20 protein-coding genes are annotated in these 25,272 nt (G+C 51.1%); 18 read left to right on the forward strand and 2 right to left on the reverse strand.

What is annotated here, in order from left to right:
- The first annotated feature begins 5 nt into the window (after positions 1-5).
- The 16 genes from queG (at position 6) to AC52W5_RS02905 (ending at position 20,719) form a co-directional block, all read left to right on the forward strand.
- The gene (queG, locus tag AC52W5_RS02830; RefSeq protein ID WP_495669894.1) at positions 6-1,160 is read left to right on the forward strand and encodes a tRNA epoxyqueuosine(34) reductase QueG; all 1,155 of its coding nucleotides are present in this window, start codon (positions 6-8) and stop codon (positions 1,158-1,160) included.
- Between the two features lie 352 nt (positions 1,161-1,512).
- Positions 1,513-2,139 carry an XrtA/PEP-CTERM system exopolysaccharide export protein gene (locus AC52W5_RS02835; RefSeq protein WP_495669895.1) on the forward strand — a complete coding sequence of 209 codons (627 nt, stop codon included), beginning with the start codon at positions 1,513-1,515 and terminating at the stop codon, positions 2,137-2,139.
- A 340-nt stretch (positions 2,140-2,479) separates the two neighbouring features.
- Positions 2,480-4,012, forward strand: a complete 1,533-nt coding sequence (locus tag AC52W5_RS02840) for an XrtA system polysaccharide chain length determinant (protein WP_495669896.1) — start codon at positions 2,480-2,482, stop codon at positions 4,010-4,012.
- Positions 4,013-4,319: 307 nt separating this feature from the next.
- Positions 4,320-5,213 carry an XrtA-associated tyrosine autokinase gene (locus tag AC52W5_RS02845; protein ID WP_495669897.1) on the forward strand — a complete coding sequence of 298 codons (894 nt, stop codon included), beginning with the start codon at positions 4,320-4,322 and terminating at the stop codon, positions 5,211-5,213.
- Entirely contained in the window at positions 5,200-6,765 is a 1,566-nt protein-coding gene (locus tag AC52W5_RS02850; protein ID WP_495669898.1) for a TIGR03016 family PEP-CTERM system-associated outer membrane protein, read from the forward strand. The genes AC52W5_RS02845 and AC52W5_RS02850 overlap by 14 nt, the downstream gene beginning before the upstream one ends.
- Positions 6,766-6,781: 16 nt before the next feature.
- Complete coding sequence (locus AC52W5_RS02855; protein WP_495669899.1) at positions 6,782-7,786, forward strand: XrtA/PEP-CTERM system-associated ATPase; 1,005 nt, start codon at positions 6,782-6,784, stop codon at positions 7,784-7,786.
- Between the two features lie 140 nt (positions 7,787-7,926).
- Positions 7,927-8,772 (forward strand): XrtA system polysaccharide deacetylase, encoded by an 846-nt coding sequence (locus AC52W5_RS02860; RefSeq protein WP_495669900.1) that lies wholly within the window; start codon positions 7,927-7,929, stop codon positions 8,770-8,772.
- Positions 8,769-9,854 carry a FemAB family XrtA/PEP-CTERM system-associated protein gene (locus tag AC52W5_RS02865; RefSeq protein WP_495669901.1) on the forward strand — a complete coding sequence of 362 codons (1,086 nt, stop codon included), beginning with the start codon at positions 8,769-8,771 and terminating at the stop codon, positions 9,852-9,854. Before AC52W5_RS02860 ends, AC52W5_RS02865 begins: the two co-directional genes overlap by 4 nt.
- A 4-nt stretch (positions 9,855-9,858) precedes the next feature.
- Positions 9,859-11,064: a TIGR03087 family PEP-CTERM/XrtA system glycosyltransferase gene (locus AC52W5_RS02870; protein ID WP_495669902.1), complete on the forward strand. Its 1,206-nt coding sequence runs from the start codon at positions 9,859-9,861 to the stop codon at positions 11,062-11,064.
- A gap of 54 nt (positions 11,065-11,118) precedes the next feature.
- Positions 11,119-12,708 (forward strand): exosortase A, encoded by a 1,590-nt coding sequence (gene xrtA, locus AC52W5_RS02875; RefSeq protein ID WP_495669903.1) that lies wholly within the window; start codon positions 11,119-11,121, stop codon positions 12,706-12,708.
- Entirely contained in the window at positions 12,692-13,897 is a 1,206-nt protein-coding gene (locus AC52W5_RS02880; RefSeq protein ID WP_495669904.1) for a TIGR03088 family PEP-CTERM/XrtA system glycosyltransferase, read from the forward strand. The genes xrtA and AC52W5_RS02880 overlap by 17 nt, the downstream gene beginning before the upstream one ends.
- A 20-nt stretch (positions 13,898-13,917) precedes the next feature.
- A complete protein-coding gene (locus tag AC52W5_RS02885) occupies positions 13,918-15,861 on the forward strand; it encodes an XrtA/PEP-CTERM system amidotransferase (protein ID WP_495669905.1) in 1,944 nt (647 codons plus the stop codon).
- 147 nt (positions 15,862-16,008) lie between these two features.
- Positions 16,009-16,971, forward strand: coding sequence for a polysaccharide deacetylase family protein (locus AC52W5_RS02890; RefSeq protein WP_495669906.1), 963 nt, complete (start codon positions 16,009-16,011; stop codon positions 16,969-16,971).
- Complete coding sequence (locus tag AC52W5_RS02895) at positions 16,968-17,909, forward strand: GNAT family N-acetyltransferase (protein WP_495669907.1); 942 nt, start codon at positions 16,968-16,970, stop codon at positions 17,907-17,909. The genes AC52W5_RS02890 and AC52W5_RS02895 overlap by 4 nt, the downstream gene beginning before the upstream one ends.
- 201 nt (positions 17,910-18,110) lie before the next feature.
- Positions 18,111-18,803 carry a TylF/MycF/NovP-related O-methyltransferase gene (locus AC52W5_RS02900; RefSeq protein ID WP_112892547.1) on the forward strand — a complete coding sequence of 231 codons (693 nt, stop codon included), beginning with the start codon at positions 18,111-18,113 and terminating at the stop codon, positions 18,801-18,803.
- Positions 18,804-18,850: 47 nt separating this feature from the next.
- Positions 18,851-20,719 (forward strand): HAD-IIIC family phosphatase, encoded by a 1,869-nt coding sequence (locus AC52W5_RS02905; RefSeq protein ID WP_495669908.1) that lies wholly within the window; start codon positions 18,851-18,853, stop codon positions 20,717-20,719.
- Between the two features lie 67 nt (positions 20,720-20,786).
- On the opposite strand, the gene AC52W5_RS02910 is transcribed toward AC52W5_RS02905, so the two are convergent.
- A complete protein-coding gene (locus AC52W5_RS02910) occupies positions 20,787-23,315 on the reverse strand; it encodes a VanZ family protein (RefSeq protein ID WP_495669909.1) in 2,529 nt (842 codons plus the stop codon).
- A 301-nt stretch (positions 23,316-23,616) separates the two neighbouring features.
- On the reverse strand, positions 23,617-23,997 hold the full coding sequence (locus AC52W5_RS02915) for a hypothetical protein (protein WP_495669910.1): 381 nt from the start codon (positions 23,995-23,997) through the stop codon (positions 23,617-23,619).
- 173 nt (positions 23,998-24,170) lie between these two features.
- On the opposite strand from AC52W5_RS02915, the gene AC52W5_RS02920 reads away from it, so the two are divergent.
- Positions 24,171-24,590, forward strand: a complete 420-nt coding sequence (locus AC52W5_RS02920) for a Fur family transcriptional regulator (RefSeq protein ID WP_495669911.1) — start codon at positions 24,171-24,173, stop codon at positions 24,588-24,590.
- A 78-nt stretch (positions 24,591-24,668) separates the two neighbouring features.
- Entirely contained in the window at positions 24,669-25,028 is a 360-nt protein-coding gene (locus AC52W5_RS02925) for a hypothetical protein (protein ID WP_495669912.1), read from the forward strand.
- Positions 25,029-25,272 lie beyond the last annotated feature (244 nt).

Here is a 25,272-nt window from a genome sequence, read left to right on the forward strand (position 1 = left end):
TGAATATGCGTAAAGACTCATCCACCGAACTATCCCCGGAACCTTTGCAAGATCTTCCTGACTCTACTGTCGATCTTCCGCAACTCGCCAGATTCATCAAGGAATGGGGGAAGAAGCTCGGTTTTCAGAAGGTTTCCATTGCCGATGCAAGTGCGGACATGAGGCAGGCGGAGACAGGCCTGTTCGAATGGCTGGACCAGGGTTGTCACGGGGAGATGGATTATATGGCACGGCACGGCACCCGGCGTACTCGTCCTGCCGAACTCGTTCCCGGGACGCTGCGAGTGATCTCCGTGCGCATGAATTATACACCGGTCGCAAAGGACAGCTGGCAGGTCATCCAGGATGGCACTAGCGCGTTCATATCGCGCTATGCTCTGGGTCGGGATTACCATAAGGTACTGCGCGGACGCTTGCAAAAACTTGCGGAAAAAATCGAAGCGGAAACAGGACACCTGAATTACCGTGTATTCAGCGACAGCGCGCCGGTAATGGAAGTTGAATGGGCGCAAAAATCGGGCCTTGGCTGGCGCGGAAAGCATACTCTGCTGCTTTCCCGTGACGCGGGATCCCTGTTCTTTCTGGGCGAATTGTTTACGGATCTGCCACTGCCCCTGGACAACCCCATAGGCAATTACTGCGGGAGTTGCACGAGGTGCATCGATATCTGCCCGACGCAAGCGATCATGGCGCCCTATCGAGTGGATGCGCGACGTTGCATTTCTTATCTTACTATCGAACATAAGGGCAGTATTCCCGAACCCTTGCGGCCTTTGATCGGTAATCGGGTATATGGTTGCGATGATTGCCAGCTCGTCTGCCCCTGGAATAAATTTGCGGCAATTACCAATGAAGATGATTTTTCCGTGCGAAACGGCCTGGATAGCGCGTCTCTGATCGAATTGTTCGAGTGGAGCAGAGAGGAGTTTGAGGCACGGCTTGCCGGAAGTCCGATTCGGCGCATCGGACATGAGCAATGGCTGCGTAACCTGGCTGTCGGCCTGGGGAATGCGCCATTCTCCCAGCCTGTCATTCAGGCATTGCGGGCGCGCCTGGATGACGCTTCGTCTCTGATACGCGAACACGTACGCTGGGCGTTGCATCAGCAGGAGCGCCCTCTGTCGCTTTTTATCGAAGATGCGTCGATCCCGAAAAAATAATTTGCGTTTTGTACGGAACTTAACATACTGTGCCGTAAGGGTGTACTAAAGTCCAATTCGCTCCCGCTCCTCAAGTTGATAGAATGCGCGACATGTTCGAGCGTATGGATGAACCGGAGGAATGTTGCAACGGCTGAATCGAGAAGCTTGGGTCGTCGGCCACCGATATTGCGGGTATTCTTCCAAACCCCGGCCTTGCTGAAATACGGTACGATGCAGAGTTATATTGCTGTTTGCGGGCACATGAATACTGTCTTGACAGGTGTATTGACTTATAGCATCTTTATTTTACATTAAGGTCAATAATCCTCTCCGACTCAGGCATTTTCTAATCAACAAAAAAGGAAATTCAGTGAACGCCCTTCGTATCCGTACCGTGACATGGTTCTCTTGTTTTGCTGTTGTACTTCCCCTTTTTTCCCTTGGGGGTTGCAAAACATATCCATCCCTGAATCCAGATGAGAAACCCATTGCACACGATTACCTGATCGGTCCGGGAGATAATGTCGATATCATTGTCTGGCGTAACCCTGAAGTTTCCATGGCAGTGCCCGTTCGACCCGATGGCAAGATTACCACCCCCCTGGTAGAGGATCTGCCGGCAAGCGGAAAGACCTCGACGCAGCTTGCGCGAGATATCGAGGAGGCATTGTCGAAGTACATCCAGCAGCCGGTCGTCACCGTTGTGGTGACAGAATTTATAGGCCCATACTCCGAGCAGATCCGGGTGATAGGGGAAGCAGCCGAGCCTCAGGCATTGCCCTATCGGGAGGAAATGACGCTGATGGATGTCCTGATTGCGGTAGGTGGTATTACTGACTTTGCCGCAGGTAATCGCGCCAGGATAGTACGTAACGTGGACGGGAAGCAGCATCAGTTCAGCGTGCGGTTGGACGATCTGATCCGGGATGGGGATGTGACGGCCAACGTACCCATGAAGCAGGGAGATGTACTTGTCATACCGGAAAGTTATTTCTGATCTGTGAAATTCCACTGTGACGACTTAATCCTCCTGTAACGGCATTCCGATAAGGTATAAGGTTTTCATTACCGGATAAGTTGAAATGAAAAAAATCATTCCAGGAACAGGGATAGAAATAGCGTCTTATTCCACCCGGACTTCTATTCCTCCCTCGGCTACCATGAGACAAGACATCCGCCCTATTCGATAAGCTCTCCATCTATTTTTCACCACTCCATGAAGCAGCGAGACGTAATACCCGGGATAACGAGAATCCTGGTTAGAAACTATTCCAAGACAACGGGAGTGCGTTCACCCTCCCCATCATTGACCGCATTTCTAAGGACCGTTTGACAATATGGAGGAGTTGACAACCCAGCTGCTGGTTTATCTGAAAGGGGTATGGAAGTATCGCTGGATCGCTGTGGCTGTAGCCTGGACCGTCGCAGTCGCCGGTTGGATCATTGTCTATAAACTCCCCGATGATTACCAGGCTTCCGCCAGAATCTATGTCGACACGCAAAATGTGTTGAAGCCCCTGTTGCAGGGCATGACAGTGTCGCCTGATCTGCAGCAGCAAGTTTCCATCATGAGCCGTACTCTGATCAGTCGCCCGAACGTGGAAAGAGTCATTCGCATGGTGGATCTCGATATCAAGACAAAAGACAGCAAGGATCAGGACAGGCTCGTGAAGGAGCTCATGGATAAGATCAAGCTGGGGACCACGGGGCGAGATAATCTTTTTACTATTGCCTACAGTAATCAGAACCCTAAACTTGCCAAAGACATTGTCCAATCTTTACTGACGCTTTTTGTTGAAGGAGGGCTTGGAAACAAGACCCAGGATTCTTCATCGGCTATTCGCTTCATTGATGAGCAGATTAAATCTTATGAGGAGAAGTTGATTACAGGGGAAAATAATCTCAAGGCATTCAAACAGAAGAACATCGGAATGATGCCGCAACAAGGCAACGATTATTATTCACAACTGTCCCAGGCGATAGAAGATCTCAATAAAACCAAGCTGGAACTGCGCGAGGCGCAGCAGGCGAGGGACGCGATCAAACGTCAGATCACGGGTGATGAACCGGTTCTCCTCGTGGATCAGGGGGAGGAGGGGGCAGCCTCATCGATAGTTAATGTGGAACTCGATTCTCGAATCCAAGCGTTGAGCAAGAACCTTGATGCGCTCAGAATGAACTATACAGAGTTGCACCCGGATATTATTGCAGCGAAACGCCTCATTGCCCAGCTTGAGGAGCGCAAGATCGAAGAGTCTAAGCTGACGAGGAATAGCTCGGATCCGGGCAGAAACTATAGCCCGATGCTGCAGCAACTCAATGTAGCGCTGGCGGATGCGGAAGCCGACGTAGCATCCATGAACGCTCGGGTAGAAGAGTACACTGCCCGCTACGAGCGCCTGAAGTCCTTGAGCAACGCTGTGCCACAGGTTGAAGCCGAGCTTGCCCAGCTCAACCGCGATTACCAGGTAAACAAGGCGAATTACGAGAAACTTCTTGAGCGGCGGGAATCGGCCAAAATCTCGGGAGATCTGGGTTCCACCACAGATCTGGTGTCATTCCGTGTCATTGATCCCCCGACAGTTTCTGATAGACCCGTTGGCCCGGACCGTGGGAAATTTTTTTCCATTGTTTTCCTCGGCTCTTTGCTCGCAGGGATTGGTATAGCCTTCGTTATCAGTCAGGTTCGGCCCACCTTCCACAGCCAGATCAGTCTGCGGGAAATTTCGGGCAAGCCGATACTGGGTTCAATTCCGATGATCTGGACAGATGCGGAAAAGGTAAAGCGCAGAAAGCGTCTCTATGCGTTCGGGTTATCCCTGCTCTCCCTGTTAGGCTTGTACGGGGCTCTTATGCTGAAGATGGCGTGATTCGTACTCTGAAAGCCATCGAGTCGGTGCTGGAAGTTTTGATGACGGAAACCTGTTCCGGCGCAAGGTCCTCATATCTCTGATTGTTGCCTTAAAATCTATTTTGATGAAGTTTGTATGGCTCCAGCCCAATTTTTTTCATTAATACTTCAGGCCGGCGACTGAATCAATTCCAGAATTCAGCAGTGTGGCAGAATCATTTAATTAATATCTCTTTAACCACCATTCCTGTCACAATTCCCCGGTTAGGTGCAGTAATTCTATAAAACCAGAGCGCAGGGGATCTCGGAACAGAACGGGAGAGCATGTGAGCATAATTGAAAAGGCTGTAGGCAAATTGGAAAAAGGGGTACTGGCGAGCGCACAAGTACCTCCATCGGTTTCGGTAAATCCTGATCAGAAGCTCAGTAGCGGTGTTACCGAGACAAAAGAGGTTGAACAAAAAGTTCCACCAAATACGTTTATCACACAAAATCGGGTAAACCTTGACCTGGTCAAAATGCGTCAGTATGGTATCGTCACCCCCGATCAGGGAAGAACCCAAATAGCGGAGCAGTTTCGCGTGATCAAGCGGCCGTTGCTGACCAATGCCTTCAATAAAGGGCCGGGCATGATCAAGAATGGCAATCTCATCATGGTTACCAGCGCACTTGCTGGCGAAGGAAAAAGTTTTTGCACTGTCAACCTCGCAATGAGCATTGCGATGGAAATGGACCGCACAGTTTTGCTGGTTGACGCGGACGTTGCGCGGCCCTCGATCCCAAAAATCCTGGGTGTAGGAACAGAAAGGGGCTTGCTGGATATTCTCGTGGATGAAGATCTTAGCCTGTCGGATGTCCTGATCAAGACTGATATCGAGAAACTCACGCTCCTTACCGCAGGAAGGCGGCATTCACACTCCACAGAACTTCTCGCGAGTCGGAATATGGGTGAGTTATTGAAGGAGCTTGCAGAGCGTTATGCTGATCGTGTCGTTATTTTTGATTCCCCGCCCTTATTGCTGACAAGCGAGGCGCGTGTACTGGCAACCCAGATGGGGCAGATTGTCCTGGTAGTCGAGGCGGAAACCACCTCTCAGCAGGCCGTCAGAGAAACACTGCGACAAATTGAGTCGTGTGACGTCGTGAACCTGATCTACAACAAGACTAGAATATTCTCTGGCGGCGAATACTACGGCTACTATTACCATGAAAGTGCCTGAGATTAAGCGTTCGGGGGACTCATTATTCCAGTTCGCTCTCTCGACGGCCTTGGCTCTGCTGCTATTTTCTTCTTTTCTGCCATCTTCCTGTGCGGCGGAATGGACTGTTGTTCCCCGTATGAGCTTGAGAGAAACCTATACTGATAATCTGAGATTGGGCTCGGGGGGGAGTGATTTTATCACTCAAATTAATCCAGGTATTTTACTGACCGGCATAGGGCCGCGATTCAAGCTGAATACAAATTATACGATGAACAACCTCATCTATGCGGAACACTCCAATCTGACGAGGATCAGGCATCAGTTGAATGCCAGGGGAACTGCCGAGCTGATGGAAGATTTTTTTTTCGTGGATGGGATGGCCGCAATCTCCCAGCAGAATATCTCGTTGTCCGGTCCTCAGGCAATCGATAATGTGAATGTCACAGGCAACAGGGCTGATGTCAGAACATTTAATGTCAGTCCCTACATCCGCCACCGTTTCAAGAATTTTGCTTCAACTGAATTACGCTATGCCCACAACATAGTCAGTTCAAACGCAAACTTGCTTCGAAACAGCCAGGCCGACAGCTTTTCTGCTCGCGTGAATAGCGGCACCGATTTCGGCAAGTTTCACTGGGGTTTGAGCTACAGTAACACCATGATTCATTTCGACCAAACGGGTCGAACAGTAGAACTGGAGCGTTCTATCGGCAGTCTTCGTTACATGTTTACCCCAAGGTTCGGGCTGACAGCGACAGGTGGTTACGAAAGGAACAGTTTTCTATCAATCCGGGGAAGTCCTTCCAGCCCTACCTGGACGGCAGGTTTTGAATGGATGCCAAGCGAAAGAACAAACATAGTGGCGAACGCCGGAAAAAGATTCTTCGGAGATACTTATTTTGCCCAAGCCCGCCATCGGACCCGCCTCACAACATGGAATTTCAGCTATACCCAAGATATTACTACCTTCAACCAGCAGTCCATGCTTGGTGGCACGGGCATTACGGACTCGCTAAACCAGCTGATTGGAGCGCAATTTCCCAATCTTCCTCCGGAAACTATTCAACAAAATACCGACATCTTACTAGGTCCCAATTTCTCTGGTTCTTTTCTAAGTCCTACCAATTTTTTTACAAACCGGCTCTTTCTGCAGAAACGGCTGCAGGCGTCTGTTGCCTTGAATGGGGTCAGAAATACACTTGTGTTGACGGGGTTCGATATGACACGTCAGGCCTACTCACCAGATGATGTAGACACCGACTTGATCGGAGCAGCAAATGCAGCCTTACTGAGGCACACGCGCCAAACTGGAGGAAATGCGCTATGGAGTTACAGGTTTTCCCAGCTTACAAGAGCTAATCTCAGTTTCGCATACACGCGATTCAGTTTTCTTGGTACGGGTAGAGAAGACGACCTCCGACTTGTCCGAGTGGGGGTGTCGAGACAATTTCCACAGATATTGCCCAATTTGAATGGCGCGATTGAATACCGGCGCAATGAGAGAGATTCCAATCAGGCAGGACATTATCGTGAGAATGCAGTAATAGCCTCTGTGAACATGAGTTTCTAGCAGAATAGAATAAGAAGTGTATACATCATTCTATGGCTTCAAAGCCAAGCCATTTCAGCTGAGTCCGGATCCAAATTTCTTTTTCGGCAGCAAAGGACATAACCGCGCAATGGCCTACCTTGAATATGGGTTGGCGCAAGCGGAGGGATTCATTGTCGTTACGGGAGAAGTGGGCGCGGGGAAAACCACGCTGGTCCGTAATCTGTTTCGACAACTGGAGCCGGAAAAGATCGTTGCTGCTCAAATTGTCAATACCAGCCTGGATTCTGATGACACATTGAGGATGGTCGCGGCGGCGTTTGGGTTGCCGTTGACGCAGGGGAACCCGGGGAAGACACCTGTGCTCATCGCACTCGAAAAATTCTTTCGACAGTGCGAGCAGCAGGGTAAGCGCGCGCTTTTAGTGGTGGACGAGGCGCAAAATCTCTCCCCCCATACTGTGGAAGAACTGAGGATGCTTTCCAATTTTCAGGGAGATAACAAGTCTCTGTTGCAAACATTTCTTCTCGGGCAGCCAGAGTTCAGGAAAACCCTCCTTGGTAATGATATGCGGCAGTTACGGCAAAGAATCACTGCAACCTATCACCTTGGCCCCATGGACCTGGCGGAAACGAAATCCTATATTGAGCACAGATTGAAGACTGTGGGCTGGAGCGGAAATCCCGGGTTTGATGAGGATGCTTTTGACGCCATATATCACTATACCGGGGGTATTCCAAGGAGGATCAATGCGTTGTGCGATCGCCTCCTGTTGATGGGCTATCTCGAAAAGCTGCAGCATTTCGGAGTATCTGAAGTGAACGAGGTGATCCGGGATATCCAGCAGGAGTTTGATGCGGTTGAAGTCGAGACCGAACCATTCTCGGGAGATAAAACTTCCTCCTTGAAGGAAGAGCAGTTCGTTACCGACCTCGAGGAGATGAGCAACCGGGTTGCCAAGCTGGAGGAAACTGTTGTTTCCCTGATGGGCCTGCTCAAACAGGTACTCTCGCTGGCTGACGTGAACAAGCGGCTCCGCTAGAGGCACATCTGCCCTATGCGCCCCCTATGCACGATCCAACATAGTCGATCAAGAAATGCCGATGAGCATGAGGGCGAGATTACGAGGATGCGGCGCGTTCGGCACAGTTATTGCTATTCGAGTTATACGAGATTTTTCAAATGAATCCTGACCTCATTCGAAATGCAATGACGATCGACGTGGAGGATTATTTCCAGGTTTCCGCCTTTGCAGCTCATATTCCGAGAGATTCATGGAATTCCATCTCCTGCCGTGTAGAAAATAATATCGATCGCATTCTTTCATTGCTGGACGAGAGAGGGGTAAAAGCAACGTTCTTTACCCTGGGCTGGATTGCGGAGCGTTATCCCGCTATGGTGAGGCGGCTGGTTGCAGAGGGCCATGAGGTTGCGAGTCACGGGTGGGGTCATCAGCGGGTTTGGGAGCTGGACGCTGACGAATTCAGAGAGGATATCGTCCGCAGCAAGGCACTCCTGGAAGATATTGCCGGGCAACCCGTACTCGGTTATCGGGCGCCGAGTTTCTCCATAGGACGTCAGAATGAATGGGCTCTGGATCTGCTCGGAGATGCGGGCTACCGTTACAGTTCCAGCATCTATCCGATCCGCCATGATCACTATGGAGTTCCCGATGCTCCGCGGTTCGCCTATTACCCCCGCAGCAACATGCTGCTGGAAATCCCGATTACAACGATACGAGTGTTCCAGAGAAATCTCCCAGCGGGTGGCGGAGGCTACTTCCGGTTATGGCCTTACCCTGTCTCCCGCTGGTTTCTGCAGAGGTTGAATCGTTTCGAGGAGCGTCCTGCAATCTTCTATTTCCATCCATGGGAAATAGACCATCAGCAACCACGCCAGAAGGGGATTAGCATGAAAACGCGCTTTCGCCACTATCACAACCTCCATCGGATGGAAGACCGGCTCAGAGCGTTAGTTCGCGACTTCAGATGGGATCGGATGGATAGAATTTTTCTGGAAGATGCATGAGTTCCCCAGCGTATTCAGTTGCAAATGTGAATTTTGAGTCTCCGCACCCAACTGACGCTTTGTCGGTAAACCTGCTTTCCGGGGGGAAAGTTAAGCGATGGGATGATTTCGTATCGTGCTGTCGGGAAGCGACCTTCTTTCACCGGGCAGGTTGGCAAACTGTCATTGAACGCGCTTTTGGTCATAAAACCTGGTTCCTTTACGCCGAATCCGGAGGGGAAATTCAGGGAGTGCTTCCCCTGGTGGAGATCAATAGCCGCTTGTTTGGTCATTCACTGAGCTCTCTGCCCTTCTGCGTATATGGGGGAATTGCTGCCAATTCGCAAGCTGCCCGGTATGCGCTTGACCAGTCCGCCCAGAAGCTGGCCCAGGAGTTGCAGGTAGACTATCTCGAATACAGGAATCTGAAACCACATCACCCTGACTGGCATGGAAAGGACCTTTATGTCACCTTTCGCAAGGAGATAGCGTCCGAAGTTGAACAGAACATGAGCGCCATTCCACGCAAGCAGCGGGCAATGGTGCGAAAAGGTATCAAGGCAGAACTGGAAAGTGTCGTTGATCAGGATATAGAACGCTTTTTTTCAGCTTATTCGACCAGCGTGCATCGCCTTGGTACCCCGGTTTTTTCGAGGAAGTATTTCCGTCTGCTCAAAGAAGTGTTTGCGGAAGATTGCGAACTGATGATAATCGTAAAGGATAACCGCACCATCTCCGCGGTGATGAGCTTTTATTTTCGGGACGAAGTCTTGCCCTACTATGGAGGCGGTACCGGGGAAGCGCGCGAGGTGGCGGGAAATGATTTCATGTATTGGGAACTGATGCGCCGAGCGTGCGAAAAGGGGTACAAGGTTTTTGATTTCGGCCGCAGCAAACGCGGATCAGGCTCTTTCGATTTCAAGAAGAACTGGGGATTTGAACCGCAGCCCTTGCACTATGAGTATCAACTCTATCAGGCAAAGGAAGTACCGGATCATAATCCCCTCAATCCCAAGTATCAGCTCTTCATCAAAGCCTGGCAGAAACTGCCACTGGGGCTGGCAAACCTCATTGGTCCGCACATCGTAAGAAATCTGGGCTAGATTCATGCGGGAATTGCTTTATCTGGTTCATCGAATTCCTTATCCCCCGAATAAGGGAGACAAGATCCGGTCCTATCATCTGCTGGAACACCTGGCACAACACCATCGCGTCCATCTCGGTACCTTTATCGATGATGAAGGAGACCGGAAATATATCGAGAAAGTAAGAAACCTCTGCGGGGAAACCTGTTTCGTCAATCTTCATCCAGGGATGGCCAGGGTGCGAAGCCTCTCAGGACTGCTTTGCAGGAAACCCCTTACTCTTCCCTACTATTGGAATTCGAGGTTGCAAGCATGGGTAAATCGCGTCCTTGACACGAGACCCATTGAGAATATCCTGATCTTTTCTTCCGGAATGGCGCAATATGTAAGCCGTGTTAGCCATATCCGCCGGATTATCGATTTTGTCGATATCGATTCGGACAAGTGGATGCAATATTCGAGGTCAGCAGGCTGGCCGATGAACTGGATGTACCGAAGAGAATCCCGACTGCTGCTGGGCTATGAAAAAGAGGTCGCACGCACGTTCGACAGCGCCACTTTCGTCTCCGAGACAGAAGCGGGCCTGTTCCATCAATTGCTACCCGAAGCTGCGGCAAAAGTGACCCATTTCAATAATGGCGTCGATGCCAATTATTTCTCGCCGCAAAATATCTATCTCAATCCTTATCCTCAGGGGAAGCACATTCTTGTTTTTACTGGCGCAATGGATTATCGGGCCAATATTGACGCAGTCGCCTGGTTTGCACGATCTGTTTTTCCGGCGATCCGTGCGAAACTGCCGGAAGTCGAGTTCTATATCGTCGGGACGCGTCCGTCCAGTGCCGTAGCGGCTCTCGCAGCATTTCCCGGCATCAGGGTAACAGGATCTGTGCCCGATGTGCGGCCCTATTTGGCGCACGCCTCGCTGGTGGTCGCGCCATTGCGCATTGCGCGTGGAATACAAAACAAGATCCTGGAGGCAATGGCCATGGAGAAAATCGTGATAGCCTCTCCGTCAGCTGCGGAAGGCATTCACGCACGAAGGGAGGAGGAACTGGTGGTTGCTCTTGATGAACAAGACTTTGCCCGTCGAGTTATCTCCTTTCTCCAGAACAGCGCGCATCCTGGAATTTGTCGAGCTGCCAGGATGCGCGTGCTGGAAGACTACAGCTGGAAAAACGGCTTGGGACGTATCGACAGACTCCTGTCACAACCTCAGGCAGTTTAGGCAGAATTCCTTGTACTACTATTGCCCGAGAGAATTTCGAGTGGAACGATGCATATGAATACCCCAGTCCGCCAAGATGTCGCCCCCGGACCCTCATTGACACTGGAGCATGAGGGGTCGAAAGCAGGCGCTCTGCTTGCGCTCGGTGTCATTGTGGCGATTCTCATTGCTTATCATGAAACCACCTGGTCCATGATTTCCATTTGGAGCAGATCGGATACGTTTGCTCATGGGTTTCTGATCTTTCCGTTCAGCGCTTACCTGATCTGGGGGCAGCGCAAGCATCTCGGCACCCTTTTTGCTCGCCCCAACCCCAAAGTTCTTTTCGTGCTTGCGATTCTCGGTTTCAGCTGGCTTCTGGGAACACTGGCGAGTGTCCAGGTATTTACGCAATTCATGGTGATAGCGATGATTTCCGCCGCAGTCTGGGCAATCCTGGGAAATCAGATAGCATGGGCACTGGCCTTTCCATTAGCCTACCTCCTGCTCGCCGTACCTTTTGGCGACGCATTCATACCGCCGCTGATAAACTTTACTGCGGACTTTACCGTAACAGCGCTTCAGGTGACAGGAATTCCTGTCTATCGCGAAGGCAGTTTTTTTACCATTCCCAGCGGCAACTGGTCCGTGGTTGAAGCCTGCAGCGGTCTGCGCTACCTGATTGCATCCTTTACGCTGGGAACCCTCTACGCATACCTGACCTATCGGAGCCTCACCCGTCGGTTGATATTTATTGCCCTGTCTCTGATCGTGCCGATTCTTGCCAACGGTATCCGCGCCTATCTGATTGTAATGACCGGCCACCTAAGCGATATGCAGCTCGCTGTGGGCATCGACCACCTGATTTACGGATGGATATTCTTTGGCTTTGTGATGTTGATACTATTCTGGATCGGATCTTTCTGGCGTGAAGATGAGAACAGGTTTGATAGCGCCCGCTTCACAGCGCAGGTCTCGACGGGAAATAACCGCAATCCAGAGGGCGATTCCACTTTAAGGACAACAATCACCGCGGGCGCGGTTTTATCCATAGCCGTCATCTGGCCGATATACGCGGAGTGGCTGGAAAGGAAGGTTTCCTACGGTACGGAAGAAGTGGAAATCCATGTCTTAGATGCCTCCGGCAAATGGCAAGCTAGTCCCGAACTCCTTTCAGACTGGAAACCAATATATACGGGTTCGACTGCGCAGTTCCTGGGAAATTACCGGAATAACGGACGATCGGTGGATCTTTACATCAGTTATTACCGTGACCAGAAGCAGGGTATTGAATTGATCAATTCCGAAAATGTTCTTGTGCCAGAAAAGGGATCAAAATGGCATGACGCCGGTGAAGATATGCGTACGATTTCCCTTGATTCGCAGGAAGAAATCGTCAAACAGAACCGATTGCACTCTCCTTCAATATCACTGCTTGCATGGAGGTGGTATTGGATAGGGGGTGAGGAAACCGCAAATCCGTATTGGGCCAAGCTTATGCTGGCTAGAAACAAGCTGCTGGGGAGAGGTGACGATGCGGTTGAGATCATCGTGGCAACACGATACGAAGATAGCGTCGATGAAGCGGCCTCAGTGCTCCAGGATTTTATTACGGATACTGCGCCCGCAATAACGGGTGCGCTTCGAAATGCAGCAAATCGCTAGCAACCGGCTACGCCTGAATCCGGCGGAACACGTCAAGCAGCCCCCTCTCATTGTTCACGTGATTTATCATCTGGGGGTGGGAGGACTGGAAAATGGCGTGGTCAATCTCATCAATCATATTCCGGCGGATCGCTACCGGCATGCCATAGTTTGCCTGAAGGGGTATTCGGACTTCAGGAGCAGGATTGTCAGCGAGGACGTGGAGGTTATCGCGTTAAACAAGCGCGATGGACACGATTTCAAGCTTTATATCGATCTTTTCAGGGCACTCAGGCGCTTGAAGCCCGATATCGTACATACGCGTAATCTGGCCGCCATGGAAGGCCAGGTGATTGCAGCCCTTGCGGGAGCACGGGCAAGGGTGCATGGCGAACATGGGCGGGATATGTTCGATCTGCATGGCAAAAACTGCAAATATAATTTGTTGAGAAAAGCCATTCGTCCGTTTGTAGACCACTTCATTACTGTCAGCAGGGATCTCGAAAGCTGGCTTGTCGATACGGTACGGGCAGCGCCGCATCGCATCAATCAAATTTACAATGGCGTAGACAGCCGACGCTTTTATCCGCGTAAAAGCACACGCTGGGAGAACAATATGGTTCAGGGAGCGGTCGCGGGATTTTTCAGGGAAGATACATTTGTCATTGGCAGCGTTGGACGCATGGCAGAGGTGAAGAATTACCTCGGCCTGATAGAAGCATTTTTACTTTTGCTGAAGGAAATGCCAGCTGCTCACGAAAGGCTTCGGTTATTGATTGTCGGGGCGGGAAGTACCCGGCAGCGGTGTATTGAAAAGGTACGTGAAGCGGGAGTCGAAGGACTTGCCTGGTTTCCTGGTGAACGGGACGATATCCCTGAGCTCATGCGCAGCATGGATCTGTTTGTGCTTCCTTCGCTCGGAGAGGGCATTTCCAATACCATTCTCGAAGCTATGTCGACAGGTTTGCCTGTCGTCGCGAGCCGGGTGGGAGGAAATGCGGAACTGGTTGAGGAAGGCATGACAGGAATGCTGGTCCCGCCAGGATCGGCAACTGCGCTGGCAGGAGCCATGCAGGAATATTACAGAAATCCGGAGCTGTTGGGAGAACACGGCCGCGCCGCCCGAAGGCAGGTCGAGACAAGGTTCAGTATAGAAGCCATGATGTCCGGATATCTTGAAGTCTATGACAAAGTGTTACGTCGGGCATAACAGGCGGAAGGAAAAATAACATGTGCGGAATTGTGGGTCTGTTCGATACTCGCGGCAAAAGGCCAATCGACCGGCAACTGCTTCTGGGAATGAATCAGGTTCAGGTACACCGCGGTCCGGATGAAGGAGAAGTTCACATCGAACCGGGGCTGGGTTTTGGGCATCGCCGTCTTTCGATTATGGATGTTTCCAGTGGCCAGCAGCCGCTTTTCAATGAAGATGGTAGCGTGGTGGTGGTTTTCAACGGCGAAATCTATAACTTCGAGATGCTTGCCAAAGAACTTTCCAGCCGGGGTCACACCTTCCGGACACATTGTGATACCGAGGTCATTGTTCATGCCTGGGAAGAGTGGGGTGAACGCTGCGTGAATCGCTTCCGCGGCATGTTCGCCTTCGCCTTGTGGGACCGGAATCAGGAGACCCTGTTTCTCGCGCGAGACCGGCTTGGCATCAAGCCGCTCTACTACAGCCTGCTTGATGATGGCACCTTCGTTTTTGCATCAGAACTCAAGGGAATTCTTGCCCATCCTGGCTTTATCCGGGATATGGACGTTCATGCCATTGAAGATTATTTTGCCTATGGGTATGTGCCGGAACCAAAAACCATATTCAAGCAAGCATATAAGCTTCCACCAGCGCACACTCTGAAGATCAGCCGGGCAAGAACCGTATCTCAGCCTCAATCCTACTGGGATGTTCCGTTTACGATGCATCCTCCCCTGAGTCTGGAGGAAGCTCGGGAAGAGCTGATTGCTCGGCTGCGTGAGTCGGTGAGCGTACATCTGATGACCGAAGTGCCCTTGGGGGCTTTTCTGTCCGGGGGCGTGGATTCGAGCGCGGTGGTGGCAATGATGGCGGGTCTCATGAATGATCCCGTCAATACCTGCTCCATTTCTTTTGGCGATCCTGCTTTCAACGAATCTCAATATGCGCAAAAGGTGGCGGACCACTATCATACGCATCATCAGGTAGGTCAGGTTGACCAGGACGATTTTGACCTGATAGACCGGTTGGCTTCACTGTATGACGAGCCCTTCGCGGATAGTTCGGCCATGCCTACCTACCGGGTTTGTCAACTGGCCAGGAAGCGGGTCACTGTTGTTTTATCAGGGGATGGGGGTGATGAAAATCTTGCGGGCTATCGTCGTTACCGCTGGCACCTCTATGAGGAGAGAATGCGATCCGCTCTGCCGTTGGGGCTTCGCAAACCCCTGTTCGGCCTGCTCGGGAACCTGTATCCCAAAGCGGATTGGGCGCCGAAAGTTTTGCGTGCAAAATCCACCCTTGAAGCTCTCGCGAGAGATTCCGTGGAAGGCTATTTTCACAGTGTTTCGATCATGAAAGACGGCATGAGGCGCCGGTTGTTCAGCGAATCCTTCAAGCGTGAGCTTCAGGGGTATGGAGCAGTGGAGATCCTGCGCAGGCATGCGGATAAATGTCCGGTGGCAGATCCTCTTTCCCGTGTTCAATACCTGGATATGAAAACATACCTGGTGGGGGATATTCTTACCAAGGTAGATCGTGCAAGCATGGCGCATTCCCTGGAAGTACGCGTGCCTCTGCTGGATCACGAGCTGGTCGAATGGATATCGGGGCTTCCCGCATCCATCAAACTGCGCGGGCATGAAGGCAAATATGTATTCAAGAAAGCTCTGGAACCCTACCTGTCAGACGACATTCTTTATCGCGACAAGATGGGATTCTCGGTTCCGCTCGCAAGCTGGTTTCGCGGCCCCCTGCGCCAGCGGATAAATGATGCGCTGCTCGGACCCGTTCTGGCGGATACGGGGTTCTTCAGTCGTGCATTTCTAAGAGAAATGTTGGACCAGCACCAGTCGGGGCGGCGCGACTATAGCGCTTCCCTATGGTCGTTGTTGATGTTTGAATCGTTTCTGCGCCACGTGCTTAATGCTGAGCAAGTGCACGCTTCCAGGGAAGGGCTGAGGCTGGTTCATTTTGCGTGAGCAGGTTGGCGGAACCGAGATTTGCGGGCAGATCGGGGCAGAAGGAGAAACCCTGTGACAGGCAAGCGTTCCTATTCTCTCGCCCGATGGCTCATCCTGGTCTGCTTGTTCGATATTCGATAGCTGTTAAATTCCGCGAGTGGTCCGATGCTGGATGTATTCCTTACTGTTGACGTCGAGGTATGGTGCAATGGCTGGGAGGACCTCGACGCCAAATTCCCGGGAGCGTTCCGGAGATATATCTATGGTCCTACCCGTAAAGGGGATTATGGCCTGCCGTACCAGTTGCGCCAGTTGCGGGACTACGGATTGACCGGGGTATTTTTTGTTGAACCCCTGTTCTCGACGCGGTTTGGCACTGAACCGCTGGTGGAAATTCTTGGCCTCATTCGGGAAGAAGGTCATGAGATACAGCTGCATCTCCATACCGAATGGGTAGATGAATCAAACCAGCCATTGCTCGACAATGTGAGCCGCAAAAGACAGTATCTGCGCTATTTTTCACTGGAAGAACAAACAATCCTGATACAGGCAGGAGTGCAGTTGATCGAGTCAGCAGGAGCGCCGCGTGTAAACGCGTTTCGTGCGGGAGGTTTTGGCTTCAACCGGGATACATTGCGCGCATTGAATGCAAACCACATTACGTTCGATAGCAGTTACAACGCGAGCATGCTCGGACAGGATAGCGATGTTAGTCCTGAAATGCCGCTGGTGGAGCCTATCGAATGCGAAGGGGTGTACGAATATCCGATGACCGTTTTTGACGGGGGCTTGGGCGGATTGCGGCATGCCCAGTTGACTGCATGTTCATATCAGGAGATGGAGGGCCTTCTCTGGCAGTCGCTGGAGTCCGGACGGAAAGCTTTTGTTATCCTGTCGCACAATTTCGAATTGCTCAACCCGGCGATGGACCGTCCGGACGAAATTGTAATAGAGCGTTTTCATAAACTTTGCTCTTTCCTTGACCGGCATCGGGATTGTTTTCGCGTACGTGGTTTTCATGGCCTGATGCCTGTGTCTGTTCCCCTGCAACCCGCTCCACTTACTTCCCCAGTTTGGAAAACAGGATTCAGAATCCTCGAACAGGGTTTGCTCAGGAGGCTTCGTTGAATCAGATATGGCACTGTCAACAGGTGCCGATAAAGATCCAACTCGGTGACAAGACCTTGCTAGCCCCAAGGTTATGGTTGCAAGTGCGGGAAGTGGGACTTGACGATGAAGCACCTCCTGTAGCTGAGCCGACAGCGCCCGCTGATCCTTTACAAGTAGGAAGCCAAGGCTTCCTGCTACGGTCGCTGCGCATTGCTCGATCGCAACCCGTGTTACGGCGGCAGGGGACCTATTTGTGTTATGTACCTGCCCAGTATCCCCGCTATTACATCGATATGCAGCAGTCGTTCGCGGAATACAAAGGGAAGTTTTCCTCCAAGACACGCTCGACTATCAGCCGCAAAATACGGAAGTACACAGAGCATTGCGGTGGCAGCCTCTCTTGGAGAGTCTACAGGTCTCCTGGCGAAATGACCGAATTCTTTCGGCTGGCCCGCACTGTATCCAGGACAACCTACCAGGAAAGATTGCTTGATGCGGGGCTGCCTGATTCCGAAGAATTCTGCAAGGAAATGGAACGGCTGGCTCAACAGGATCGCGTTCGCGCGTTCCTTCTTTTCCATCAGGATAGGGCCGTCTCATATCTTTACTGCCCGATATCAAATGGAATCGTACTCTACGCATATCTCGGATATGATCCAGATTATATGAATTTTTCTGTAGGCACTGTTCTGCAATGGTTTGCCCTGGAGTATCTGTTCGAAGAAAAAATTTTCCGCTTTTTTGATTTCACCGAGGGGCAGTCAGAGCATAAAAAGCTGTTTGCCACTGGCAGTGTTCAGTGTGCCAATGTTTTTTTTGTCCGGGACACCCTGCACAACATGTGCCTGCTCCAGATGCAAAGAGCAGTCGACAGTCTCAGTAAATTTACAGGTGATAGGTTGGAACGACTAGGTATCAAGGCGTCCCTAAAACGACTGATACGATCAGGAAGGTAAGTTTTTGTAACCGGACATGTCCTTTCATATACTCAAGCGTTTATAAAAAATATCGCGAATATCAGCCTTGCTCATAATGACAGAAGAATATTCATCTCCAACGAAACGGGCCTTCTTCCGAGCAAAGTGGGTAGGACTCGTGTCGAGCATGCCCTATTCGGTGATCTGAAGTTGGCGTTATAAATCGAAGTTATTCAGATTATGATAAGAAACGTTGTAAAAAAAATTATAGACATGGAGTGGTTCGCTCGCATAATGGAAGTGCTGGATCACCGATCTGACAACCGTATGACCGAGCTTGGAATGTTGAGCCAGGCATTTGAATTCATCAAGATCAATGAAGTTCACGGTGATTACCTCGAATTTGGGTTATGGAAAGGAAAGACATTCGGGTACGCGCACAGGATGAAGCATCGTTATCGCAGGCACGACATGAAATTATGGGGTTTTGACTCCTTTCAGGGTTTGCCTGATACGGGAGCTCATGCCGATAACATCTGGTATAAAGGGCAGTTTACCTGCAGTCGTCCCGAATTCGAGTCGATTCTAAAATCACGGGGAGTTCACTCTTGCGAGTACGAGCTGGTTGAAGGTTTTTACAGCGAGAGCCTAAATGACGCTGCGCATCAGCGGCTCAGGGGACGCAAAGCTGCAATCGTTTATATCGATTGCGATCTTTATGATTCCACGGTCGAGGTACTCGATTTTATCCAGTCGTACCTTGTAAATGGCTCCATCGTCTGTTTCGACGACTTTTATAACTATAAAGCCGATCCGGAACAGGGCGAGCAGAAAGCCCTTTCGGATTTTTTGCAGAAGGAAAGGGACATATCCTTCATTCCTTACATGGCATACGCGCCCTTGGGAAAATCATTCATTTGCCGCCGGAAATGATTTCGCATTCCTCGGCGACGTACCGGATGATTTGGTAAACCTGCGTCATGTTCGAATTCGATAAATACGAAAAGCAGTTGCACGAGGATCGCGAGCTGGCTCCTCAATCGTCTTACAAAGCGGTTCGCGATATCGAAAAAATGTCGCTGCTTATGTGGGGTGAGCATTGTGTGGAATGCGCAGCTCCGAGTTGTTTTACGAGTTGCGATCTTTATCAAAGCCGGCCCGATACGCGGTGCCGCCGCCTGACATACGGGATGTATCGCAATCCTCGTTTTCCATCAGCGCGTGGCTATGGCGCGGAGATTTCATTCAAGAAATGGGGCAAAATCGAGGCTCGAGGCAATACTTTGCTGCTGCCGTCCGCTATAACCCTGTGGACTGAACGCATAGTCGGTTTGTCGGCACCGCTGCTCAACGCTGTTGGTGCCTTTGTCCACCGAGTCACAGGTGACGCTCGCTGGTCCTACCTGGAGCAAGCGCTTCTCGAACGCTTCGGCCGCTGGCTGCATCGAAAGAATGATCCAAATTCCAGGCAGCAGCCGGATCTCTTCCTGCTGGAAGTCTACAACCCAGCGGATATTTCGGTACGGATTCAATTGAGCATGTCAGTTGCAAGCGGAGTGAGCAAGCTTTCTTCGGGCCAGCTTCCTCCTCCGTTCCGGGCTTCGGTGATATTGCCGACCGGCTATTCGCGGCATGAGTTCCAGCGCGAGCAATTCTCGAGAATTACGGAATGCGGACTTCCGTTTGACATCGCCATTATCCCCGATGGGGAAGGCTCTGCACGCCTCGTGTTTCTCACTGCTGATTTTGTTGTTCGCTCTGAAACGGTAAAAGTAGAGAGTTCCAGTCAACCAAAAATCAAGTGCGTAGTGTGGGATCTCGACAATACCATGTGGGATGGGATATTGCTGGAGAATGAAGAGGTTGGTTTGCGGTCAAAGGTGCCCGAGTTGCTGCGCTTCTTCAACGAACGGGGAATCCTGCTCAGTATCGCAAGCAAGAATGACGAACCTAGTGCGTGGCGGCGGCTGAAAGAGTTAAGCATAGCGGATTACTTTCTGTATCCCCAGATCAACTGGCTTCCCAAGAGCGAAAATATCAAGGCAATAGCGGAGCAACTCAATATAGGACTCGATACCTTTGCTTTCATCGACGACAATCCATTCGAACTGGAAGAAGTATCACGGGCCTTGAAGGGTGTCACCTGCGTGAACGCAGAGAAAATCGCCGATCTTTTCTCGAATCCGCGCTATCAGGGGTCCACCAATGAGGATGCGAGGAAGCGCAGCCAGTTTTATCGCGAAGAATTCGTGCGCAGGAAAAGTGCGACCCAGTTTGGTTCAGATTATCTCGGATTCCTGGCAGCATGCGAAATAAAGCTCTTCGTCGATCTTTATACGGAGGACGATCTGGAGCGTGTGTCCGAACTCGTGCAGCGCACGAATCAACTGAATTTCTCGGGGCGCAAGTATCAGAGGAGCGAGATCCTGCCTATTCTGGCGAACCAGGAAATAGAAAAATATGTATTGCGTTGCACGGATAACTACGGTTCTTATGGTGTCGTTGGATTTTGCATCGTCCGGGTCGAGGAGAGCGAGATACGCGTCGAAGACTTCATGCTATCCTGCCGGGTGCAAGGGAGATTCATCGAGCAGGCTTTCTTCAATTATCTGGTGAACAAGCCGCGTACGCAAAAGCCACAGAGTTTGTGGGTTAATTTCAAACCCACGGGGCGCAATATTCCTGCACAGCAAGTGCTTGAAAGCCTGAATTTTATCCCATCCTCACCGGGTAACGGGTTGCGGGTCGATCTCAACACGCAGTCGCTTGATTGTAACTTCATCTCCGTGCAATCCTCGCTTCAAAATGATAGCGATGCACAGGCCCATCTCGCCACTGCGGCTCATTAAGAATCTACGCTCCTCAACTTTGCCAGACGTGAGCAGTTCGCTCCGGAATGGGGGCGGGGCAGGGAGTTCAAGCTGAGCGGTTGTCCGCAGGAGTGATTCCACTGATCCTCCTCGCTCGAGACAATAGCTGGGTAAGCCATTGCCATATCGGGTTCTGCACAAACGCCATTGCTACGACTATGCCTACATACACCACGGCGTATCGGAGCAACAACTCACCTGGACCCGCAAGCTGTGCACGGTCACTGCTAAGCAGAAACTGCATTGCGGAAAAAACCCGCCCGTACTTGATGATAACCTGCTCCAAGCCGAGATAAAGGGCAAGGTATGAGAGAATTCCTGACACAAGCATCCATGTCATCGCTCCCATCCAATGGGTGGAAGTCTGCATCAACGCCAAAGCAGCTTTCGTTCCAGCGAAATTTATTAATGCGACGGCCAGAGTGATCAGGAGAAACGACCCGACACTGCCATTGCCGGCTATCAGCTCGACCAGGTTGTCGGTGGCAGCTGCCTCTACCACGAAGTAGTATGAAAACGGAATAAGTAGGCAGGCGCCAATTGTCCATCCTAACAATGAACATCTATTACCCGGCAAGACGCGCCATGCGGCGATTATTCCGCCAACAGTGGCTGCTACTGTCCAGCAGCTGAATAGTGCCAGAAAGCGGCCGAGCATTTCCCATTCCCAAGGCCAATCCAGAACCGGAGACCCGACAATGTCATGAATACTCTCGATTGGTACCGCAAACCGAAGGAGTAGCCACGCGACCAGTCCATGTATTAGAGCAAGGAGCGGCAAGCTGAGCAGATAAAGCTCACCTCGGGCTAACAATCGTACAATCAACACCGGAAAACCCATCATCCAGTAAATTGAACCGGCAAGCAATATTGATGACAGAAAGGGATGGCGTTCGTCAATCAGTTCGCGGACGTTATAAGGCATCAGATTCGAGCGCGTAACGAGCCAAACGGCCACTGCCAATATTCCAATCCCCGTCCCCAGTACGACGAGCGCTCGCCACGATTGCTGTCGAGCGCTATCCCCTCCGGTGCTATTAATCTCTGCAGGTTCAATTCCCCACCCCTTGGGGCGAAGGCTGGCTGAAAGCCAGCGGATTGTAAAGAGTGTGCTGATATCCTGCTGCTTGCGGCGGGGTGCTAGATTCGCGTTCATCGCGTTCAGCACGCGCGGTGGCGACGCTATAGTCTTACGGTCAGTATGAGACAGAAGCGGGTACACATATCGAATTATGGCGAAACCAATACTACCTCCCAATACCTCAAGTACCCAATCTGTTACGTCCACATTCTTGCCGGGTATGAACAACTGTCCTGCTTCAATACCGAATGCCGCGAGACCGATCGCGGCTATCACCGCCGCACCTGCATATCGTCTCCACACGTAATCCTGGATCGGCATTACTGCCAATGCCAATAGCGCGCCCAAAGGCAAGAAGAATCCTGTCTTATGCATCAATTCGGTCGCTGCGCGGTATTCTGTACCAAAGTAATATACTTCGAAGGGTACTTTGCGAGCGCCTTGCAAACGCTCCGCTAGGAACTCCTGATCCCACCGAAAATCAAACGGGTAGAGAAATATCGCGGCTAGCACAAATAACCACACCAACGCTAACAAAAGCCACATCCATGAAGGATGGAATAGAGGCTGCATTTCTTTCCTTACGCCGATCCTGGACACTCGTCCCGTTAGCGAAATCCCTATCGCCGCGCCGATTGCTGCGGTTAATATATCGGTCATATCGCTTACCCGGCTATATACGAAAAGCTGCAGAAACTCGAGCACTGCTGCGGTTCCGACCAATGACAACCAGGTGCGCATCCAACTCTGCGGAAACGCGAGGTACCACAAGAATGCGGCAGGCATCCATACTATTGTATCCACGACCAAGGCGAATATTGCTTCCACGGGATCTGCAAAAGCAAAAGAAAAAGGAAGTAATATCACCCGCCCTTCACGCCACTTGTGCAAAATCTCAATCGGGCTGATAGTAAGATCCAAGGGCAACAGACTGTAGCCGAACAATATGAATAGGTACGAATAAAGTAATCGTTTCCATATGTCCAGCGGGGCGTGAGCACTGCGCCAGCTGATAAACCAGGCTAACAGCCGTGGCCCGAATGCTATCCATGCTGCTATGCCCAGCCCTGCTCCGATGGTTTGCGCGACGATATCGTTCAGTGAGGATGTGCGTGGAAAGAACAATTGGGTAAACTCAATCGCGACGCTTAATCCCAGGCAAATGGCAAGCACACCACACACAACCACCGTGGCTGTAATCACCCTGTGTGTATGCATCCCTAATGCGCCAGTCAGTAAAAATGCAAGAGGAATAAACAGAGCGATATTAACTAGCCAGTCTGTGCGTGAGCTGAAGGAAAGACTCATACTACTGATGTCGCGGAATGTAGCCCACGCCTCAGCCAGCGGTCGGTATCGAAACTCCAGCGGTACCAAGCTCCCGTAAACCACGAAAAACAAGTAGATAAGCGCGTACAAAACCAATTGGCTGCGGCTGATGTGAAAGGAACCTGAGCGCCTTTCCGTTGGAGAATTCAACACTTCAGTTCCCATATCGGCTAATCAACGATGCGATCGAGCACAAGCACAAAGTGATCCGGACTATATTCATTAAGGCCCTTCCGGTTTAATTTCTAGTATTGGCAGCCAACCAGATTGCTTCCCGTGAATGCGCTGTTTATGGGCGATTCTGCGAAAAAAATATTTGAATCAACAAATTGGGGATACCCTGAGCTTAATCCGCGATGGATCAGCCTGATGCCCGCTCCTTTCGCTAAGACCGTGTTGTGGAAAACACTGACCGATCGAGGCGTGTCATTGTGAGGCTGGATGCGAACCGCATCACCCAAATGATTTACAAACCGTTATTGTACAGAGCAATGTTACCTTCACCCTGGAACAATGATTCGTGCGGATTCTGATAAAAGAAATTGCCCTCGATGTCCAGATCGCGAATGACAATATAACCGGAATTGAGGATGCTGATGGTGCTGTAGTCCGGTCGCGCCAGGAAGATCGGTCGGTTTTTTTCGTTGGACCCGCTAATCGTGACGCGCGCATCCGGCGTTCCATGAAGATGGTGGACTGGTAACCCCTCCTTATAATCCCCTGGCGCGAGTTGCAGGTGGTCGCCCGGCTTGAGTCCCTTCAGTAGCACTCGATAATTGGAGGGCGTTCCCCTGTACGTCGTGTATGCAGAAGCAAATGCACATCCAGAAACGATGTGGGCAAGCATGCTCGCAAGCAGTAAAAAAAGGATGCGTCCTGGTCCATCGCTTTTGTTACAACTGTCCTGCCCCCAATGCATAAGGCAATGTGACGATATATGCCGGCCTCGCCGCACGAGATTGCAAATGCTTGCCTTTTCAGCTATAGTAAATGCAACTCTGTTGCAAATACACAAATCCATTGATTAATCTTCAGAAAAAAGCCGAAGAGATGATCCGTCACTGCGGGGAGCGTATCACCCCCGGACGGATTCATATCCTTGCCATGCTACTGTCGGAACGCCGGGCTGTCACGCATCACGAAATTGAAGAGCGATTGAAGGGAGAACACCGCTTTGATCGGGTCACGCTCTATCGTGTGCTGGAGTGGCTGAATGAGAAAGGTTTTGTGCATCGGCTGGTGAGTGCGGATAGAGTCTGGCGTTTTCGTGCCAACATTCATGAATATTCCCAGCCACATGCTCACTTTGAATGCTTGCGTTGCACAAAGGTAGTCTGTCTCGATGACTTCGAGACTGCGCATGAATTTGAGCTGCCGGCAGGTTACCGCTCGCGGGAAGTTGAGCTGACTGTTAAAGGCTTGTGTGCCGAATGTACCTGATCGATAAATCGTTTCTGGGTGCAGTAAAGGCGCCGGATGAATAGCGGTTGGTTGATAATGTTGCGTAAGCAGTTATTTTTGGTTCTGGTGCTCGCGCTCACGCTGGCATGGGTGCCCGTCCTTCAGGCGGTGCATGCGTTGACTCACGTCGGGGAAATCACCTCCAGCCTCATCGTTTCAGAGCTGGAAACGATGGAGAGTGCCGCAATCGAAAGTGTAATTCCTCCTGGGGCTGACGAGGCGGAGGGCGAGGCTGACAATGACCGGCTTTGTCTCGACTGCCTTGCGCTGACAGGTTTCAGCATTATTTTCTCTATCCTTGTAATTGTATTTTCGAGTCAGACAAGACGTCAGGCGCGTCTTTATCGAAAATCACAGCCTCTTTTCTTCAATTCTTATACCCCTTACTCCACGCGCGGTCCCCCCGCGCAAGCTTGACGCACATAGGGTACACAAGATCACTGAGGGCCACTGGGCGGTATTCCGCAAGGAGATTCTGATCGAGATCGTCAGGTGTGTACGATCGATCGGGCAGATATCCAGTAATCCAGTAAATCGATATTTATCCAGGGTGATCAGCATCCGACCATATCTGCCGCCCCTTTGCGGCGGTAAAGTCGCGTCACTCTGATTACCCGTTTCCCTGCCAGATTTAAGCAATCAACATGAGTTGTACAAATTG

The organism is Nitrosospira sp. CT, assembly GCF_059489795.1.

What these genes read in the sequence shown, in the direction of transcription:
- AC52W5_RS02905 (WP_495669908.1), top strand. Translation starts at nt 18,851, where the DNA reads ATGTTCGAATTCGATAAATACGAAAAGCAGTTGCACGAGGATCGCGAG.
- AC52W5_RS02890 (WP_495669906.1), top strand. Translation starts at nt 16,009, where the DNA reads ATGCTGGATGTATTCCTTACTGTTGACGTCGAGGTATGGTGCAATGGC.
- AC52W5_RS02860 (WP_495669900.1), top strand. Translation starts at nt 7,927, where the DNA reads ATGAATCCTGACCTCATTCGAAATGCAATGACGATCGACGTGGAGGAT.
- AC52W5_RS02900 (WP_112892547.1), top strand. Translation starts at nt 18,111, where the DNA reads ATGATAAGAAACGTTGTAAAAAAAATTATAGACATGGAGTGGTTCGCT.
- queG (WP_495669894.1), top strand. Translation starts at nt 6, where the DNA reads ATGCGTAAAGACTCATCCACCGAACTATCCCCGGAACCTTTGCAAGAT.
- AC52W5_RS02850 (WP_495669898.1), top strand. Translation starts at nt 5,200, where the DNA reads ATGAAAGTGCCTGAGATTAAGCGTTCGGGGGACTCATTATTCCAGTTC.
- AC52W5_RS02880 (WP_495669904.1), top strand. Translation starts at nt 12,692, where the DNA reads ATGCAGCAAATCGCTAGCAACCGGCTACGCCTGAATCCGGCGGAACAC.
- AC52W5_RS02910 (WP_495669909.1), bottom strand. Translation starts at nt 23,315, where the DNA reads ATGGGAACTGAAGTGTTGAATTCTCCAACGGAAAGGCGCTCAGGTTCC.
- AC52W5_RS02885 (WP_495669905.1), top strand. Translation starts at nt 13,918, where the DNA reads ATGTGCGGAATTGTGGGTCTGTTCGATACTCGCGGCAAAAGGCCAATC.
- AC52W5_RS02840 (WP_495669896.1), top strand. Translation starts at nt 2,480, where the DNA reads ATGGAGGAGTTGACAACCCAGCTGCTGGTTTATCTGAAAGGGGTATGG.
- AC52W5_RS02870 (WP_495669902.1), top strand. Translation starts at nt 9,859, where the DNA reads ATGCGGGAATTGCTTTATCTGGTTCATCGAATTCCTTATCCCCCGAAT.
- xrtA (WP_495669903.1), top strand. Translation starts at nt 11,119, where the DNA reads ATGAATACCCCAGTCCGCCAAGATGTCGCCCCCGGACCCTCATTGACA.
- AC52W5_RS02865 (WP_495669901.1), top strand. Translation starts at nt 8,769, where the DNA reads ATGAGTTCCCCAGCGTATTCAGTTGCAAATGTGAATTTTGAGTCTCCG.
- AC52W5_RS02915 (WP_495669910.1), bottom strand. Translation starts at nt 23,997, where the DNA reads ATGCTTGCCCACATCGTTTCTGGATGTGCATTTGCTTCTGCATACACG.